At 52.7% G+C, this 14452-nt stretch carries 13 protein-coding genes; 10 read left to right on the plus strand and 3 right to left on the minus strand.

Translation table 11 applies throughout. The annotated features are described in order from the left end of the window. Positions 1 to 51: 51 nt before the first annotated feature. Together B4C79_RS04595 and pedF are read right to left on the minus strand one after the other, a co-directional pair. Positions 52 to 927, minus strand: coding sequence for a substrate-binding periplasmic protein (locus B4C79_RS04595; protein ID WP_291743085.1), 876 nt, complete (start codon positions 925 to 927; stop codon positions 52 to 54). A gap of 117 nt (positions 928 to 1044) precedes the next feature. Continuing rightward, positions 1045 to 1500, minus strand: coding sequence for a cytochrome c-550 PedF (gene pedF, locus B4C79_RS04600; RefSeq protein WP_171098106.1), 456 nt, complete (start codon positions 1498 to 1500; stop codon positions 1045 to 1047). 316 nt (positions 1501 to 1816) lie between these two features. Between pedF and B4C79_RS04605 the strand changes: the two genes are divergently transcribed. From B4C79_RS04605 to B4C79_RS04655, 10 genes are all read left to right on the plus strand, one after another. Further along, a complete protein-coding gene (locus B4C79_RS04605; protein ID WP_414673967.1) occupies positions 1817 to 4225 on the plus strand; it encodes a sigma-54-dependent Fis family transcriptional regulator in 2409 nt (802 codons plus the stop codon). 349 nt (positions 4226 to 4574) lie between these two features. After that, entirely contained in the window at positions 4575 to 5762 is a 1188-nt protein-coding gene (locus tag B4C79_RS04615; protein WP_171098104.1) for a porin, read from the plus strand. A gap of 271 nt (positions 5763 to 6033) precedes the next feature. Beyond that, positions 6034 to 6108 (plus strand): pyrroloquinoline quinone precursor peptide PqqA, encoded by a 75-nt coding sequence (pqqA, locus tag B4C79_RS04620; protein WP_083797182.1) that lies wholly within the window; start codon positions 6034 to 6036, stop codon positions 6106 to 6108. Between the two features lie 72 nt (positions 6109 to 6180). Continuing rightward, positions 6181 to 7113, plus strand: coding sequence for a pyrroloquinoline quinone biosynthesis protein PqqB (pqqB, locus tag B4C79_RS04625; RefSeq protein ID WP_171098102.1), 933 nt, complete (start codon positions 6181 to 6183; stop codon positions 7111 to 7113). Then, positions 7110 to 7835, plus strand: a complete 726-nt coding sequence (pqqC, locus tag B4C79_RS04630) for a pyrroloquinoline-quinone synthase PqqC (protein ID WP_291742475.1) — start codon at positions 7110 to 7112, stop codon at positions 7833 to 7835. Before pqqB ends, pqqC begins: the two co-directional genes overlap by 4 nt. Then, positions 7832 to 8113: a pyrroloquinoline quinone biosynthesis peptide chaperone PqqD gene (gene pqqD / locus B4C79_RS04635; RefSeq protein ID WP_105028496.1), complete on the plus strand. Its 282-nt coding sequence runs from the start codon at positions 7832 to 7834 to the stop codon at positions 8111 to 8113. The genes pqqC and pqqD overlap by 4 nt, the downstream gene beginning before the upstream one ends. Beyond that, entirely contained in the window at positions 8110 to 9306 is a 1197-nt protein-coding gene (pqqE, locus tag B4C79_RS04640) for a pyrroloquinoline quinone biosynthesis protein PqqE (protein WP_291751780.1), read from the plus strand. Before pqqD ends, pqqE begins: the two co-directional genes overlap by 4 nt. Next, a complete protein-coding gene (locus B4C79_RS04645; protein ID WP_171098096.1) occupies positions 9303 to 10088 on the plus strand; it encodes an ABC transporter ATP-binding protein in 786 nt (261 codons plus the stop codon). The genes pqqE and B4C79_RS04645 overlap by 4 nt, the downstream gene beginning before the upstream one ends. After that, positions 10072 to 10905, plus strand: a complete 834-nt coding sequence (locus tag B4C79_RS04650; protein ID WP_291739227.1) for an ABC transporter permease — start codon at positions 10072 to 10074, stop codon at positions 10903 to 10905. The genes B4C79_RS04645 and B4C79_RS04650 overlap by 17 nt, the downstream gene beginning before the upstream one ends. 124 nt (positions 10906 to 11029) lie before the next feature. Next, positions 11030 to 12325 (plus strand): OmpP1/FadL family transporter, encoded by a 1296-nt coding sequence (locus tag B4C79_RS04655; RefSeq protein ID WP_291751782.1) that lies wholly within the window; start codon positions 11030 to 11032, stop codon positions 12323 to 12325. A gap of 275 nt (positions 12326 to 12600) precedes the next feature. Here B4C79_RS04655 and B4C79_RS04660 read toward each other — a convergent pair whose 3' ends face one another. Beyond that, positions 12601 to 14346 carry a PQQ-dependent methanol/ethanol family dehydrogenase gene (locus B4C79_RS04660; protein ID WP_291742297.1) on the minus strand — a complete coding sequence of 582 codons (1746 nt, stop codon included), beginning with the start codon at positions 14344 to 14346 and terminating at the stop codon, positions 12601 to 12603. Positions 14347 to 14452 lie beyond the last annotated feature (106 nt).

The raw sequence follows: 14452 nt of genomic DNA on the forward strand, positions 1-14452 counted from the left end.
CGATTGCGCAGGGCTTTAAGTACACATAAACCAGAATGAATTCAGGTCAAATCAAGGTCTCATGTACTTCACACCATAATTGGAAAAAATCTTTTCCAGCTCACCACTTTCCTTCAACTCATTCATGGCCACTGTCAGTTTTTCAGCCAACTCTTTGTTGCTTTTCTTGGTGGCCATGCCCACAGCCCAACCTTTGGGTGGCAGTGCATTGTGCGGCACTTTGGCCACAAAATAATCTGCTTTTTTATCTGGGTGCTGGTGCAGCGCCCACTCCAACTCGGCACGCGTGGCCATGACTGCCACCAGTTCGCCATTCACCATGGCATCAACCGCTTCTTTGGGCGTCTTGAAGTTCACCAGATTGTTTGCATACGCGGCACCATCGGCGCCAGCCAACATGATGCTGGGGAGGGCTGCTGCTTCAGCGCCAATTTTGTTGCCTGTTTCCGAGAACGGTTTCAGGCTGTCCAATGTTGGCAGTTTCTTGATATTACGTGCCACGAAAATATCGTCGCGGGTGTAAGGAGAAAAGAACAGGGCCTGGTCCTCCTTCTGCATAATGTAAGCATCAACGGGTGCATGCATCAAAATATCGGCGGGCGCACCTGCCAGGTAATGGCCACGCGTCACCATGTTTCGAATGTCGTCGGAGAACTCTTCATCCTCAGTAAAAGCGCGCACCCGCAAGCCCAAACCCAGCTTGGCCGCCAAGGCTTTGGCAATGTCCACGTCAATGCCTTTGCCTTCATGTGAATAAGGTGCCAGGTAGTTGTACACCGCCACAGTCAACACGCCAGAGGCCTGCACCTTGGCCCAGTCACTTAACTCTTGTGCGGCAGCGCCAAGCTGCAAGGAAAAGCCCAGCGCAACAGCACCAAACCATTTGATCAAAGGTAATTTACACATTGGATTGAACGAATTCTTCATAAGGTCTCCTGAAAGCCGTGCCTTGGATGCACTTTTTATTTTGAATGGATACTGAAACAGACAGGAGGGGCCTGTTGTTTCAAACAACGGACCCGCCCCACATGCCCATATGTCGAGTTATTCGTACTTCCGGGTTTCAACATACGCCTTGATGGCCCAAATGGCTTCCTGACTCAAAATACCCGCAAACGCAGGCATGTAGACGCGGTCACCACGAACTTTGCCGCCCAGTACCGAATTGCGGTAGTAGGTGTCAATTTCCACCTTGCATTGCTCCTTGGCTTTCTTGCCCGCAAAAGAATCGCACTCAGTGTTCATTTTGCGCAAGTCTGGAGAAATTCCCCCACTCACCGCCTCAAGGCCATGGCACCGGGCGCAGTTCTGGTTGTAGGCTGAGCTGCCCACACGAATGGCTTCCTTGTCACCAACATACGGATTGGTTTCCAGCATGTCATCGCCCAATGGCTTGAGCGTGGACACATCCACAACCTGCGGGGTTACATCACCGTGAGCCAATGCCACTGAAGCAGCAATTGAAAAAATGGTTGCCACAAGGGCTTTACGAACTAACATCACAACTCCTGTATTTCTAAGAATGATTCAACACAGGGTAGCTACTGCAATCCCCATGCCACCCTATTCATTTGGATTTGTGAATTAGTTTTACCAATTGTGACAAATCGCGAACTCTATGGTGCGGCTTCCTGATCTGTGCTACTTTTTATCAAAATGTGTTTCATTCTGAAACACATTGGATTGAGTTGGCACAGTGCTTGCATTGGGCAACATAGCAGCTGAAATATCAATACAAGCAAAAACATTCAGCGCTTCAAGTTGCACCCAAAACCATACTTATAAAACGCAGCACCACAAGAAGCAGGAAACATGGATGGCATTCTTATCCGAGCGGGATGGCGGCAGCCTCGCATCCAACGCCCAAGTGATTGAATTGATCGACCCGGGCACGGAAGGACACCTCGAATTCATTCGGCGTGCGCATCAGCGTTCAACGGCTGCTGGTTTGGACACCACTTCCAAAGTGGACATGGCCCCACCGCCCAGCAGTTCACTGAAAGAATTGATCGAGAAAAACAACCGGTTAAAATCGTGCGCTTTGCCCTTCATGGAAACCCTGTACGAGCAAGTGGTTAACACCCACAGCATGGTGTTGTTGACCGATGCCAGCGGAACCATTATTGAATCGCTGGGCGACGATGATTTTTTGGTGAAAGCCCAGAAAGTAGCCTTGGCTCCCGGCGTCACCTGGAGTGAGGAACACAAAGGCACCAATGCCATTGGCACCGCACTGATTGAGGAATTGCCCACTGTTGTTCACGGGCAAGATCACTTTCTGGATGTGAACCGTTTTCTGACCTGTTCAGCCGCCCCCATCTTTGACCCAAACGGTGTGGCGATTGGCGTGCTTGATGTAACGGGCGACTATCGCAGCTACCACCGCCATACCATGGGCCTGGTGCGTATGTCCGCGCAAATGATTGAAAACCATTTGTTCAACAGCTCGTTTCAAGACGCAATTATTGTTCAATTTCACCAGCGTGGCGAGTTTCTGGGTTCGGTTGTGGAAGGCGCAGCAGCCTTCTCGCCAGCGGGTAAGTTTCTGGCTGCCAATCGTGCAGCCATGGTGCAATTTGGCATGTCAGCCAATGCACTGAAAAGCCACACCTTCAGTTCTCTTTTTGGCATGCCTTTGTCGGCCTTGATCGACCACTACCGCACCTGTAACCCCATTCCGCTCATTCTGTGTTTGCACAATGGCAACCAGGTTACCGCACGTGCCAGCTTGGGCAGTGTAGGCCGAGGCAGAATTTTTGACTCTGTGGGCTTGGTGAAAAACAATTCCGATGCGGCTGTGCTACAAAACCAGGCACCAGCCACGCAAAAAGCAAACACCACCTGTCAAAAAAGTCATCACCTGTCCAGCCTGAAATACCTGAACACAGGCGACCCGCAAGTGGCCAAGATCATCGAGAAAGTGGGCAAGGTGATTGACAAGGACATTCCCATTTTGATTCTGGGAGAAACTGGCACTGGCAAGGAGATTCTTGCGCAGGCCATACACAACGATTCGCCAAGACACGACAAGCCTTTTGTTGCGGTGAATTGCGCATCCATTCCAGAAACGCTGATTGAATCCGAGTTGTTTGGATACGAAGACGGTGCATTCACTGGCGCAAAAAAGAAGGGTTCGCAAGGCCGAATTCTACAAGCCAACGGCGGTACCCTGTTTCTTGACGAAATCGGTGACATGCCAATTTCACTGCAAGCAAGATTGCTGCGGGTATTGCAAGAAAGGGTGGTGACGCCACTGGGCAGCCAGAAGAGCATTCCTGTGAATTTGCAAGTGATTTGCGCCACGCACCGTAACTTGCGCGATCAAATCGCCGCGGGACAGTTCCGCGAAGACTTGTACTACCGGCTTCATGGCTTGGTCGTTCGTCTTCCCGCCTTGCGCGAGCGCACTGACCTACAAAAAATCATTCAGCGCATTCTGGAAAATGAATCGCACAACCCGCGCATTCGTGTGTCTGGCGAAGTGATGAAAGCATTCACCACGCACGCATGGCCGGGCAATATTCGCCAACTGACCAATATTTTGCGCACCGCCAGCGTGATGACGGATGAAGCAGAAACGATTGAGTGGGACCATCTGCCCGATGACTTCCTCGACGAATGGCGTGCATTGCGACTGGACAACACCACCAGGCCAGTGGAGCAAGAACCTGTTGAAACAGAGGGGCGTCAACAACACCCGCGTGCAACAACACCAACAGCAAACACACGCCCACAGTTCAGCGTGCGCAGTAATTTTTCAGTGCAAAACAAAATCGCGGCACAGGTTCACAGCAATGCGCCGGCGTTCCCGGCAAGAAGCAAACCAAGCACATTTGAAGTGCAGGTTCACCAGCGGCCAGGGGCCACGCCCAAAGGCAATGGCCTGGACCAAACATTCAGCAAGTTCAGGGAAGGTCGGTTCGACAGCTGGACGCACAGTACAAAACCCGCCAGCCGGGAAAATCAGATGGGTACACTGCCGCAGCCACCGCGCTTCAAAGAAGACAGCTACGACACCCGCGCCCATGATGCAAGGGCGCAAGGTTACCTGGGTTCACGACAGGCCACTGCAAGGGCTCAAGTTGAAAATCCAATCAATTTGGACGACCTTGAATCACGTGCCATTCAAGATGCGCTGGAAACCTGCAGGGGCAATGTCAGCGCAGCAGCAAGAATGCTGGGTATTTCCAGAAACACAATTTACCGGCGCTTGAATTCAAAGTAAAAAATCGCGTTTAACAAACAACTCTTTGCCTTTAAAAAACCACCCCACTGCAGGGTGGTTTTTTTTGGCACAAACCAACTGAACAGTTGTCACAAAACTGTCATTCACTTGCTCCAGCCGCACACAATTCTGTTTCAAAGCGTACCGCCTGACGCAAAGCAACTGCACTGCTTCACCCTGTCATCAAAAGCCCTACATTTTTATTTAATTCAATAAAATCAATAGCTTAAATACTGGCATGTCTTTTGCCCTAGTCCCTTCAAGCCAGTTCTACTCTGCGGTGTGCTGGCGAGCTTTAGAAGACAAACAAGCAACAACCTTTAAAAACTAAAACTGGAGGGTTGATCTTATGATCAGCAAAAAATTAGTAGCAGCTTCCATCTTGGCAGCAATGGGGACTTCGGCACACGCAATCGGCTTCAAGGCTGGCGAATGGGAAATGGACCTTTCAGGTTCAGTAAACGCGTACTACAACACAACCAGTTGCGACAACGCCGGTGCAGTTGCCAGTGGCGCATTGGGTCTTTGCGGTGGTGCAGGAACTGGTCAAGACCAGACATCAATTCAAAACGGTTTGCTACCTGGCTTCATCATTTTCACAGCATCCACCAAACAAGCAGGATATGACCTCAAAGCCGTAATCTCCATTGACCCGGGTACCACTAACAACAACGGAGCTGCTGGTGGCGTGGGTCAAAACGTGGGCGATCAGCGTCGCGTGTTCTTGCAATTCGGAAACGAATCAATGGGTACGATCAAGGCTGGTCGCGACATCGGTCTATTTGGTCAAAATGCGATTCTGAACGACATGTCTCTGTTGGCGGTTGGCGGTGGTTCAGGGTACAACGGTGCATTGAATACAACCTTGGGCGGCATCGGATCGGGTTATATTTACACTGAATTCCAGCCACAGATCACTTACACTGCACCTGCAATCGGTAACCTGACGTTGTCAGGCGGTGTTTTCCAGCCAAAGGACCTCAACGGTGCCACAGCCCAAGAGAATGATTCTCCAGGCATGCAAGCATTGGCCTCCTATAGCCTTGGCGACAAAGGCAAATTGTGGGCAGCCTTGATTAATCAATCCCAGTCCGGCGTTGCTGCCGCTCCAGACTCTGACCTCACCGGCTTCGAAGTAGGTGGCACGGTTAATCTCGGTGCGCTGGCACTGACTGGTAACTACTTCACTGGCGAAGGCTTGGGAACCACACTGATTGGTTTTGGTGGTCGTGACGCCGCTGGTGCTGAGCGTGATTCAGACGGATACTTGGTACAAGCAACCTACAAAGTTGGCAACACCAAGTTTGGTATTAACTATGGCTCATCGACACTTGATTCCACAGCCGGTGATCGAGCCGCAAATGCCATCATGCTTGAAGAAACAAACCAGATGGTTCTGGGCGTTTACCATAACCTGACTCCAAGTCTGACCATCGCTGGCGAGTACATCACCAATGAACAAACCTACCAGTTGGGCGCTCCTGCAGCAAAAGGCGAGTCCAACACCATCGCCGTAGGTGCAATCCTGTTCTTCTGATCGTTAACCACCCTCCGTTAACGATTGTCCTAAGGCGCGAACTCAAAAGGTTCGCGCCTTTTTGCATGGTGTTTCAAACTGCAACAGTTTGAACATTCAAAACACCTTGGCAAACACTCATTTCCCACATTGTAAAAATACCGACATGCAGGCCCGCAAGGCACAGGAATTGCTATTTAAACCTTGAGGACAAACAAACCGGCGCAAGCCAAGTTCTTCACCCAAGCCATGTGCCAAGGTGCATTTTAATAAAGCAAAAGGAGGATATTTCATGCAGTGGACTACACCATCATTCGTTGACATGCGTTTCGGTTTCGAAATCACCATGTACATCGCCAACCGTTAATTTGACGGTTCGCACAGCCCCGGATAGCCTTTGAGGCTAGCGGGGTTTTTTTTACCCCTGAAAAAAGCAACTATGAAAATCAAAGTTCTGGGTTCCGCAGCAGGCGGAGGGTTCCCACAGTGGAACTGCAACTGCACCAACTGCCAGGCTGTTCGGGCCAAAGCGCCCGGGTACACCGCGCGCACCCAGTCGTCGATCGCAATATCCGACGGGTCTGCGAACTGGATATTGGTGAATGCATCGCCCGATATACTCACTCAAATCAAAAGTACCCCTGAACTGCAACCCAACCGTGGCCCACGCGACACTGGTATCTCTGCCGTCATTTTGATGGACGCGCAAATTGACCACACCACCGGCCTGTTGATGATGCGCGAAGGGAAAACACCCATGCGCCTGTTCACCACCCCCGCTGTGTGGGAAGACCTGACCAACGGTTTACCTTTGGTGCCTACGCTTGGGTTTTATTGCGGTGTGAAGTGGACTCCACTGTGTACCGAATGCGATGAATTTTTCTCAATCAGCCCGCTGGACAGCATCAAGATCAAATCAATCCCGCTAATCAGCAAAGCACCCCCCTATTCCCCCAGCCGCTACGCCCAACGCCGTGGCGACAACATCGGTTTGTTGATTGAAGACACCAACACAGGCAAAAAGGTGTTTTACGCCCCTGGACTTGGAGAAATTACGCCCGACATTCTGCCCTATATGCAACAAGCCGATGTGTTGATGGTGGACGGCACCTTCTGGACCGAAGATGAAATGATCACACAAGGTTTCTCGCAAAAACTGGCTGCCGACATGGGTCATTTACCTCAAACTGACAAGCCGGGCAAACGGGGCTCAGGCATGATCAGCCAGCTGCGCCAGTTTGAAAACCAGCGCAAAATCCTGATTCACATCAACAACACCAACCCGATTTTGTACGAGCATGGCGACGAGCGCGCCATTCTGGCCGAGAATAGAATTGAAGTGTCCTACGATGGCATGGAGATTCTTGCATGAGCAGCAACAAAGCCTGGAGCAAAAAAGAGTTCGAAGAACGCTTGCGCGCCAAGGGCGACCGCTACCACATTCACCACCCATTCAATGTGGCCATGCGCGAAGGCAAACTGAGCCGAGAACAACTTCGCGGCTGGGTGGCCAACCGCTTTTATTACCAGGTGTGCATTCCGCAGAAGGATGCAGCCGTCATGGCCAATTGTGACGACCGAGAAACCCGCCGTCGTTGGGTACAACGCATTCTTGACCACGATGGCTGGGAAGGCAATGCTGGCGGCATTGAAGCCTGGAGCCGCTTGGGCGAAGCTGTTGGAATTGATCGGGATGTACTTTGGAGCCAGCAATTGGTGCTGCCCGGTGTGCGCTTTGCCGTAGACGCTTATGTGAATTTTGCGCGCCGTGCGCCCTGGCAAGAGGCGGTGTGCTCGTCGCTGACTGAAATGTTTGCACCGGAAATTCACAAGCAGCGCTTGAGCAACTGGCCCAAAGACTACAAGTGGGTGGCACCCGAAGGTTTGAATTACTTTCGCTCACGAATCAGCCTGGCCCAACGCGACGTGGAGCATGGCCTTGAAGTAACGCTGAATTATTTCAAGACCCGCGCACAGCAGGAACGCGCGCTTGAAATTTTGCAATTTAAACTGGATGTGTTGTGGAGCATGTCAGACGCGATTGCGCTGGCTTACCCCGACAAACCCGCCAAAACAAAACAGAAAAAACAATGAACACCGAGACCATTCCAAGCCTGCCGGAACACCCGAAACTGAACCGCTTGTTTCGCCTGCAATACGAAGAGGCGCAAAAAACCCATGTGCTGCTGTACCCCGAGGGCATGGTGAAACTGAACCAATCGGCCAGTGAAATTTTACTGTTGTGCGATGGCAGCCGAACGGTGAATGACATTGTTGCGGCGCTTGAAGCCAAGTTCAACGCAAGCGGACTGGAAGCCGATGTGCGCAGCATGCTGCAGGAAGCCACACGCCGAAACTGGCTGGACGCATGACAGGCCCTGGCGACAACAACACCCGACCGGCTGGCCCCCTTTGGCTGTTGGCTGAACTGACTTACCGCTGCCCGCTGCACTGCGTGTTTTGTTACAACCCTGTTGATTACAAAACCAACACCAATGAAATGAGCACCGCCGAGTGGAAAGACACCATGAAACAGGCCCGCGCGCTGGGCGCGGTTCAGTTGGGCTTCTCGGGTGGTGAGCCGCTGCTGCGCGAAGACCTTGAAGAACTGGTGGCTTATGGCCATGAACTGGGCTATTACACCAACTTGATCACCTCAGGCATCGGCCTGAAACCCGCACGGCTGGACGCCTTGAAAGCCGCCGGCCTTGACCATATTCAAGTGAGTTTTCAAGACGCAACCCAGGCCGCAAACGATGCACTCAGCGACACAAAAACATTTGCCAGGAAGCTGGAAATTGCCACCGCTGTAAAAGCGGCTGGCTGGCCCATGGTGCTGAACGTGGTGCTGCACCGGCTGAATCTGGATCACATTGATTCAATCATCGAGTTGGCGGTGAAGCTGGGCGTTGAATACCTTGAGTTGGCCAATACCCAATACTACGGCTGGGCCTTTAAAAACAAAGCGGCCCTGATTCCAACCCACGAACAGTTAAAGCACGCCGAAGAACGTGTGGCCGCATGGCGCGAAAAACTGGGCAACAGCATGAAGCTGTTATTCGTGGTGCCCGATTACTTCGAGAAAACGCCAAAGCCCTGCATGAGTGGCTGGGGCAATGTGTTTCTCAGCATCAGCCCAGATGGCACCGCCCTGCCCTGTCAGGCTGCCCGCATGTTGCCGGGCTTTGAATTTCCAAATGTAAAAACCAGCACGGTTGAACACATTTGGTATGAAAGCGATGGTTTCACCCGCTACCGTGGCGATGCGTGGATGAAAGACCCCTGCCGCACCTGCCCCGACAAAACCAAGGATTACGGCGGTTGCCGCTGCCAGGCCTACCTGATCACCGGCGACGCCACCAACGCCGACCCGGTGTGCCACAAATCACCTGATCATGAAAAAGTAATCGCGTTCGTCGATGCAGCCCAGAGGCGCGACAACCCCAACAACTACCTGAAAGTTCAAAAGCCCGAACAGCAAGCATTGGCCAACACCGCCGAGGTGCCCGTGGTATGGTATCGCAGCGATCACAACAGCTTGCACCTCAGCAAAAACGGCTCTTGAACACCAACAACACCGCAACCGACACCACCATCCGCCTGCACGCACAGGGCCTTTCATTCTCCTGGGGAGAACGGCGGGCACTGAGCAATGTCAGCCTAGATTTGAACGCAGGCGAAATGTTTGGCCTGCTGGGCCCCAACGGCGCAGGAAAAACCACACTCATCAGCTTGATAGCCGGCCTGATCACACCCGACCAGGGTGAGCTCTCGGTGCTGGGTTACAGCACCCGCAGGGCAGCCGACCTGGCCCGCAAAAACCTGGGCTTTGTATTTCAATCGGTATCACTGGACCGCTTCATGACCGTGGAGGAAAACCTGCTGTTTGCCGCAGGCCTGCAAGGTTTGAACAAAACGCAAGCCAAAGCAAACCTGGCACACTTGTACACCATTTTTCCAATTCAGGCCTGGTTAAACCGCACCGTGGGAAGCCTTTCAGGTGGACAAAAAAGACTGGTGGACATTGCGCGCGCCATGGTGCACAAACCCGGGGTTCTTATACTCGACGAACCCACCACCGCACTGGACGTACCGTCGAAGAACAGTGTGTGGCAAACCCTGAAAACCTTGCAGGCCATCGACGGGCTGACCATTTTTATCGCAACGCATTTAATGGACGAGGCCAACAGCTGCGACCGGGTGGGGTTTCTCCACCAAGGCGAATTGAATTGGCTTGGTACACCCGCGCAAGCGCTGGATGAATTGCCCGACCAAAGTGTAACCAGCGTGCGCACAGCCACCCTGGCTGACTGGTTTGTGTGGAAAATGAATGGCGGAGCCCACTGAGATGTTGATGCATTTTTACTGGGCGGTGATACGCCGTGAAAGCCAAAAGCTGTTGAAGCAACGAGACCGCCTGGCAGCAGCCATGGTACGCCCGGTGCTGTGGTTATGGATTATTGGTGGCGGCATGCAAGCCTTGGCTGGTGGTGATTACACCGCACGTTTGCTGCCTGGCATTGTGGGCATGACACTGCTGTTTGGCGGCATGGTGGGTGGCCTGAGCATTGCCCTGGACAAAGACGCAGGCACCATGCGCTTGCTGGTGACCGCCCCAGTCAAAACCCATCACATACTGATCGCCAAAACACTGGGTGCAGCCATTGGCGCATTGGTGCAAATGGGCCTGTTGATCGCCCTGCTGTTGGCTCTTGAAGGCCTGTACACCTTGCTGTTTCCTCTCGGGTTTGATTTGCAGGAAATACTGCCTTGGGTTGGCCGCACCTTGTGGCCACAACTGCACGTGTTGCTGCCCGGAGCCGCCTTGGCTGCTTTGGCCTGTGCTGCCTTGGGTGTACTGTGCGGTACTTTTGCAAAAAGCATTGATGGTTTTGCAGTCATGATGAATTTCGTGATTTTTCCGGTGTTCTTTTTCAGTGGCGCTTTGTACCCCATCGACCCCATGCCCGCACTGGCGCGCTGGGTAGCCTTGGTCAATCCATTTTCTTACTGCGTCGACCTGCTTCGCCACGCCTTTAGCAGCCACGCAGAATTTGGCCTGATGTTTGCCACCTTGGTGCTTGTGGGTGCAACTGTGGTCATGCTGATTGTCGCCACCTGGAAGTTCTCGCAAAGTGGTGCAGCAGTGCCATTGAATCAATAAAATACTATTTTTGAATAGATTTTATAGAGAATAACTCTATATTTTATAAGCACGACCGTTCGTATTTTTACCTACAATACCCCTCGTACACATCCATTCTTACAAACGGACCCACGAGGACGACATGAAACAATCCCCTTTTCAAATCAAAACGATTTGCGCGGCCATCGCAAGCTTGACGATTGCGGGTACCGCCCAAGCAGCCGGGTTTGCCCTGCTTGAACAAAACGCCAGCGGTGCTGGTGTGGCCTATGCAGGCAAAGCAGCCATTGGCGAAGACGCCAGCGCAGCCTGGTTTAACCCAGCCAGCATGAGCCGCCTGAAAGAACGCCAGCTGGTGTTGGGCGGGCATTACATTGACCTGAACGGCGAGGTCAACAACGAAGGCAGCACCGCCGCACCAGGTCGCCCTTTGGGCAGCAGCACAGGCGAGTTTGGCGATGAAGGCTATATCCCCAACTTTCACCTTGTTGTGCCTTTCAATGACCGCATCAACTTTGGCCTGTCTGTGGCCACTCCTTTTGGTCTGAAAACCGATTTCCAGCCCGATTGGTACGGTCGCTTTCAGGGTGTTACTTCTGACATCAAATCAGTCAACATCAACCCCTCCGCGTCGTACAAAGTCAATGAACAATGGTCAGTGGGCGCGGGTGTATCGGCACAAAAGCTGGATGCCAAACTCAGTTCACAAATCAACTACGCCCCATTTGGCGGTACTGAAGGGTTGACCACCATTGCCGGCGATGGTTGGGGTTACGGCTTTAACCTGGGCGTGATGGGTCAGGTAACGCCTGCGACACGTGTGGGTGTTGCCTACCGTTCAGCAATTGAGCAAGACCTGGAAGGCAATGTCACCTTCGACAATGTTGCACCGGCAGTTGCGGCTCTTTTCGCCAACAGTGAACTCACTTCCAAGATCCGACTGCCTGCCTCGCTGGCCATTTCATCGGTGACTGAGCTGACACCCAAGTGGCAACTGTTGACCGACGCCACCTGGACTGAATGGAGCACGATTCAAAAGCTGGATTTTCAGCGCCAGAACGCCCCAGCAGGTGCTGCGCCATTGACAGTGCAAGACTACGAATGGAAAAACAGCTGGCGTTTTGCGGTGGGTGGTATTTACAAGTACAGCGACACCATCAATTTGAAAGCAGGCGTGGCTTACGACATCACACCGGTGCCCGATGAGCGTCGCAAAGTGCGCTTGCCCGATGAAAACCGCATTACTTTTGCAGTGGGCTCACAGTACAAGTTCGACAAAGCCACCACCTTTGATGTGGCCTTTCAGTACGTGATGCCCGACAAAGCGAAAATTGACAGCACTGAGGGAAACCCTGCGGCAGGTCAGCAAACGCGAGTACTGGGTACTGCTGAAGGTGATGCATTCATTCTTTCTGGCCAAGTGTCGTACAAGTTCTAAAAGCTGTAGACGAAAAAATGCCCGGCACCAGGCCGGGCAGAAAAGACGCATTCGTTTAGGAGACTCTCAAACCGCCACAACTTTTTCCAGCTCCCAATCAATGCCGGAAAAAGGTCCCAAGGAGCAATTTGATCAAACCGTTTGCGTCAATAAGTTCCCTGCGGAGCAGGCAGAAAACTTGGGGGTGAAAATGACAACACTTCTAAAACGCTCTACTACTTCACTACTCACCAAACCACCCCACCTGGGGCAGTTTGGTGTACTTCACAAACTGATTACTTCATCAGCTTGAATACCCACACGGAACCACCTTGTTCAAGGTAGTTCACCTTGCTGGCTACATCACCGCCCCACAGGGGAACAGCACCACCCCAACCAGACACTACAGCCACGTACTGCTGACCGTCTTTGCCTTTCCAGGTTACGGGAGGAGCAACCACGCCTGAACCTGTCTGGAACTTCCAGACTTCCTTACCGGTTTTGGCATCCGCCGCCTTCAGGAAACCTTCTGGAGTACCCCAGAACACCAGGTTACCGCCGGTCGTCAGAACACCACCCCACAGAGGCGCGTTGTTGGTGATTTCCCATTCGATCTTGCCGGTCTTGGGGTTCATCGCACGCAGTGCGCCGATGTAGTCAAAGCCAGGCAAAGTCTTGATGGTGAAACCGGCGCCCAGGTAAGCCGCACCCTTCTTGTAGGTGATTGGCTCGTTCCAGATTTCCATGCCCCACTCGTTGGCAGGAACATAGAACAGACCTGTGTCAGGGCTGTAGGCCATTGGCTGCTGGTTCTTGCCACCCAGGAATGAAGGGGCGGAGAACACTGTTTCGCCTTTCTTGCCGTCCATCTTGGTGGGGTCACCAGGGCGGTTGGCGGGGTCGAAAATCGGGCGACCTGTCTTCATGTCGATGCCCTTGGCCCATGTGATTTTCTTCACAAATGGGAAGGCATTTTCCAGCTTGCCGGTGGTGGCGTCGTTCACGTACATGAAGCCGTTGCGGTCAGCTTTCGCACCAACGCGCTTGCCATTCATGTCAAAGGTCACGAACTCGTTCACACCGTCATAGTCCCAACCGTCGTTCGGTGTGGACTGGTAGTGCCACTTGATCTGGCCGGTTTTTACATCAACTGCCACTGTGGATGTGGAATACAGGTTGTCGCCGGGGCGCAGGTGGCTGTTCCAGGGCGCTGGGTTACCAGTACCGAAGTAAGCCAAACCTGTTTTGCTGTCATAGGAGCCACCCAGCCAGGTTGCTGCACCGCCGGTTTTCCACATGTCGCCTTTCCAGGTGGCATTGGTGGTACCGGAAATTCCAGCTTCCTTCTTGTTGCCGTCTTTGTCCCATGTATAACCCATGTGGCCTTCAACGGTTGGGCGCAGCCATACCATTTCACCAGTCTTGGCATTGCGTGCTTCAACACGACCCACTACACCGAATTCGCCACCCGATACACCTGTCAGCACCAAACCGTTGGCGATGATGGGTGCAGCAGTGTTGGAGTAACCCGCTGCATAGTCGTCAATCTTGTCTTTCCACACCACCTTGCCGGTGTTCTGGTCCAGGGCGATCAACTGGGCATCCAGTGTCGAGAAAATCACCAGGTTGTCATACAGGGCGGCACCGCGGTTCACCACGTCGCAGCAAGGCATAATGCCTTCTGGCAGGCGGTGCTCATATTTCCACAGCTTTTCACCTGTCGAAGCATCCAGTGCGTAAATGCGTGAATAGGAACCGGTGACAAACATCTTGCCGTTGTGAATCAGCGGCTGGCTTTCCTGGCCACGCTGCTTTTCACCACCGAACGAGAATGACCACGCTGGAACCAGCTTGCCCACGTTCGATACGTTGATGTCTTTCAATGGGCTGTAACGCTGACCCTCTGTACCAATACCCCAGGACAATACGTCGCCTGTGGATTTGGCATCGTTTTGAATCATTGCGTCTGTCACATTGGCCGAAGCCACTGCGGGAATCGCCAGTGCGGTTGCTACCATCGCGCTAAGCAGAGTTTTGCGCATTATTTGTTTCTCCTCTCATCATCCGTTACTTTGAGGTTCTCGCCCCTCGTTTGCAGAGTCGGGGCTACCCACAGAAACCTAGCGCAAGCTTCATGCCAAGTAGAAT

Source organism: Limnobacter sp. UBA7229, from assembly GCF_002473065.1.
GTDB classification, from domain to species: domain Bacteria; phylum Pseudomonadota; class Gammaproteobacteria; order Burkholderiales; family Burkholderiaceae_B; genus Limnobacter; species Limnobacter profundi.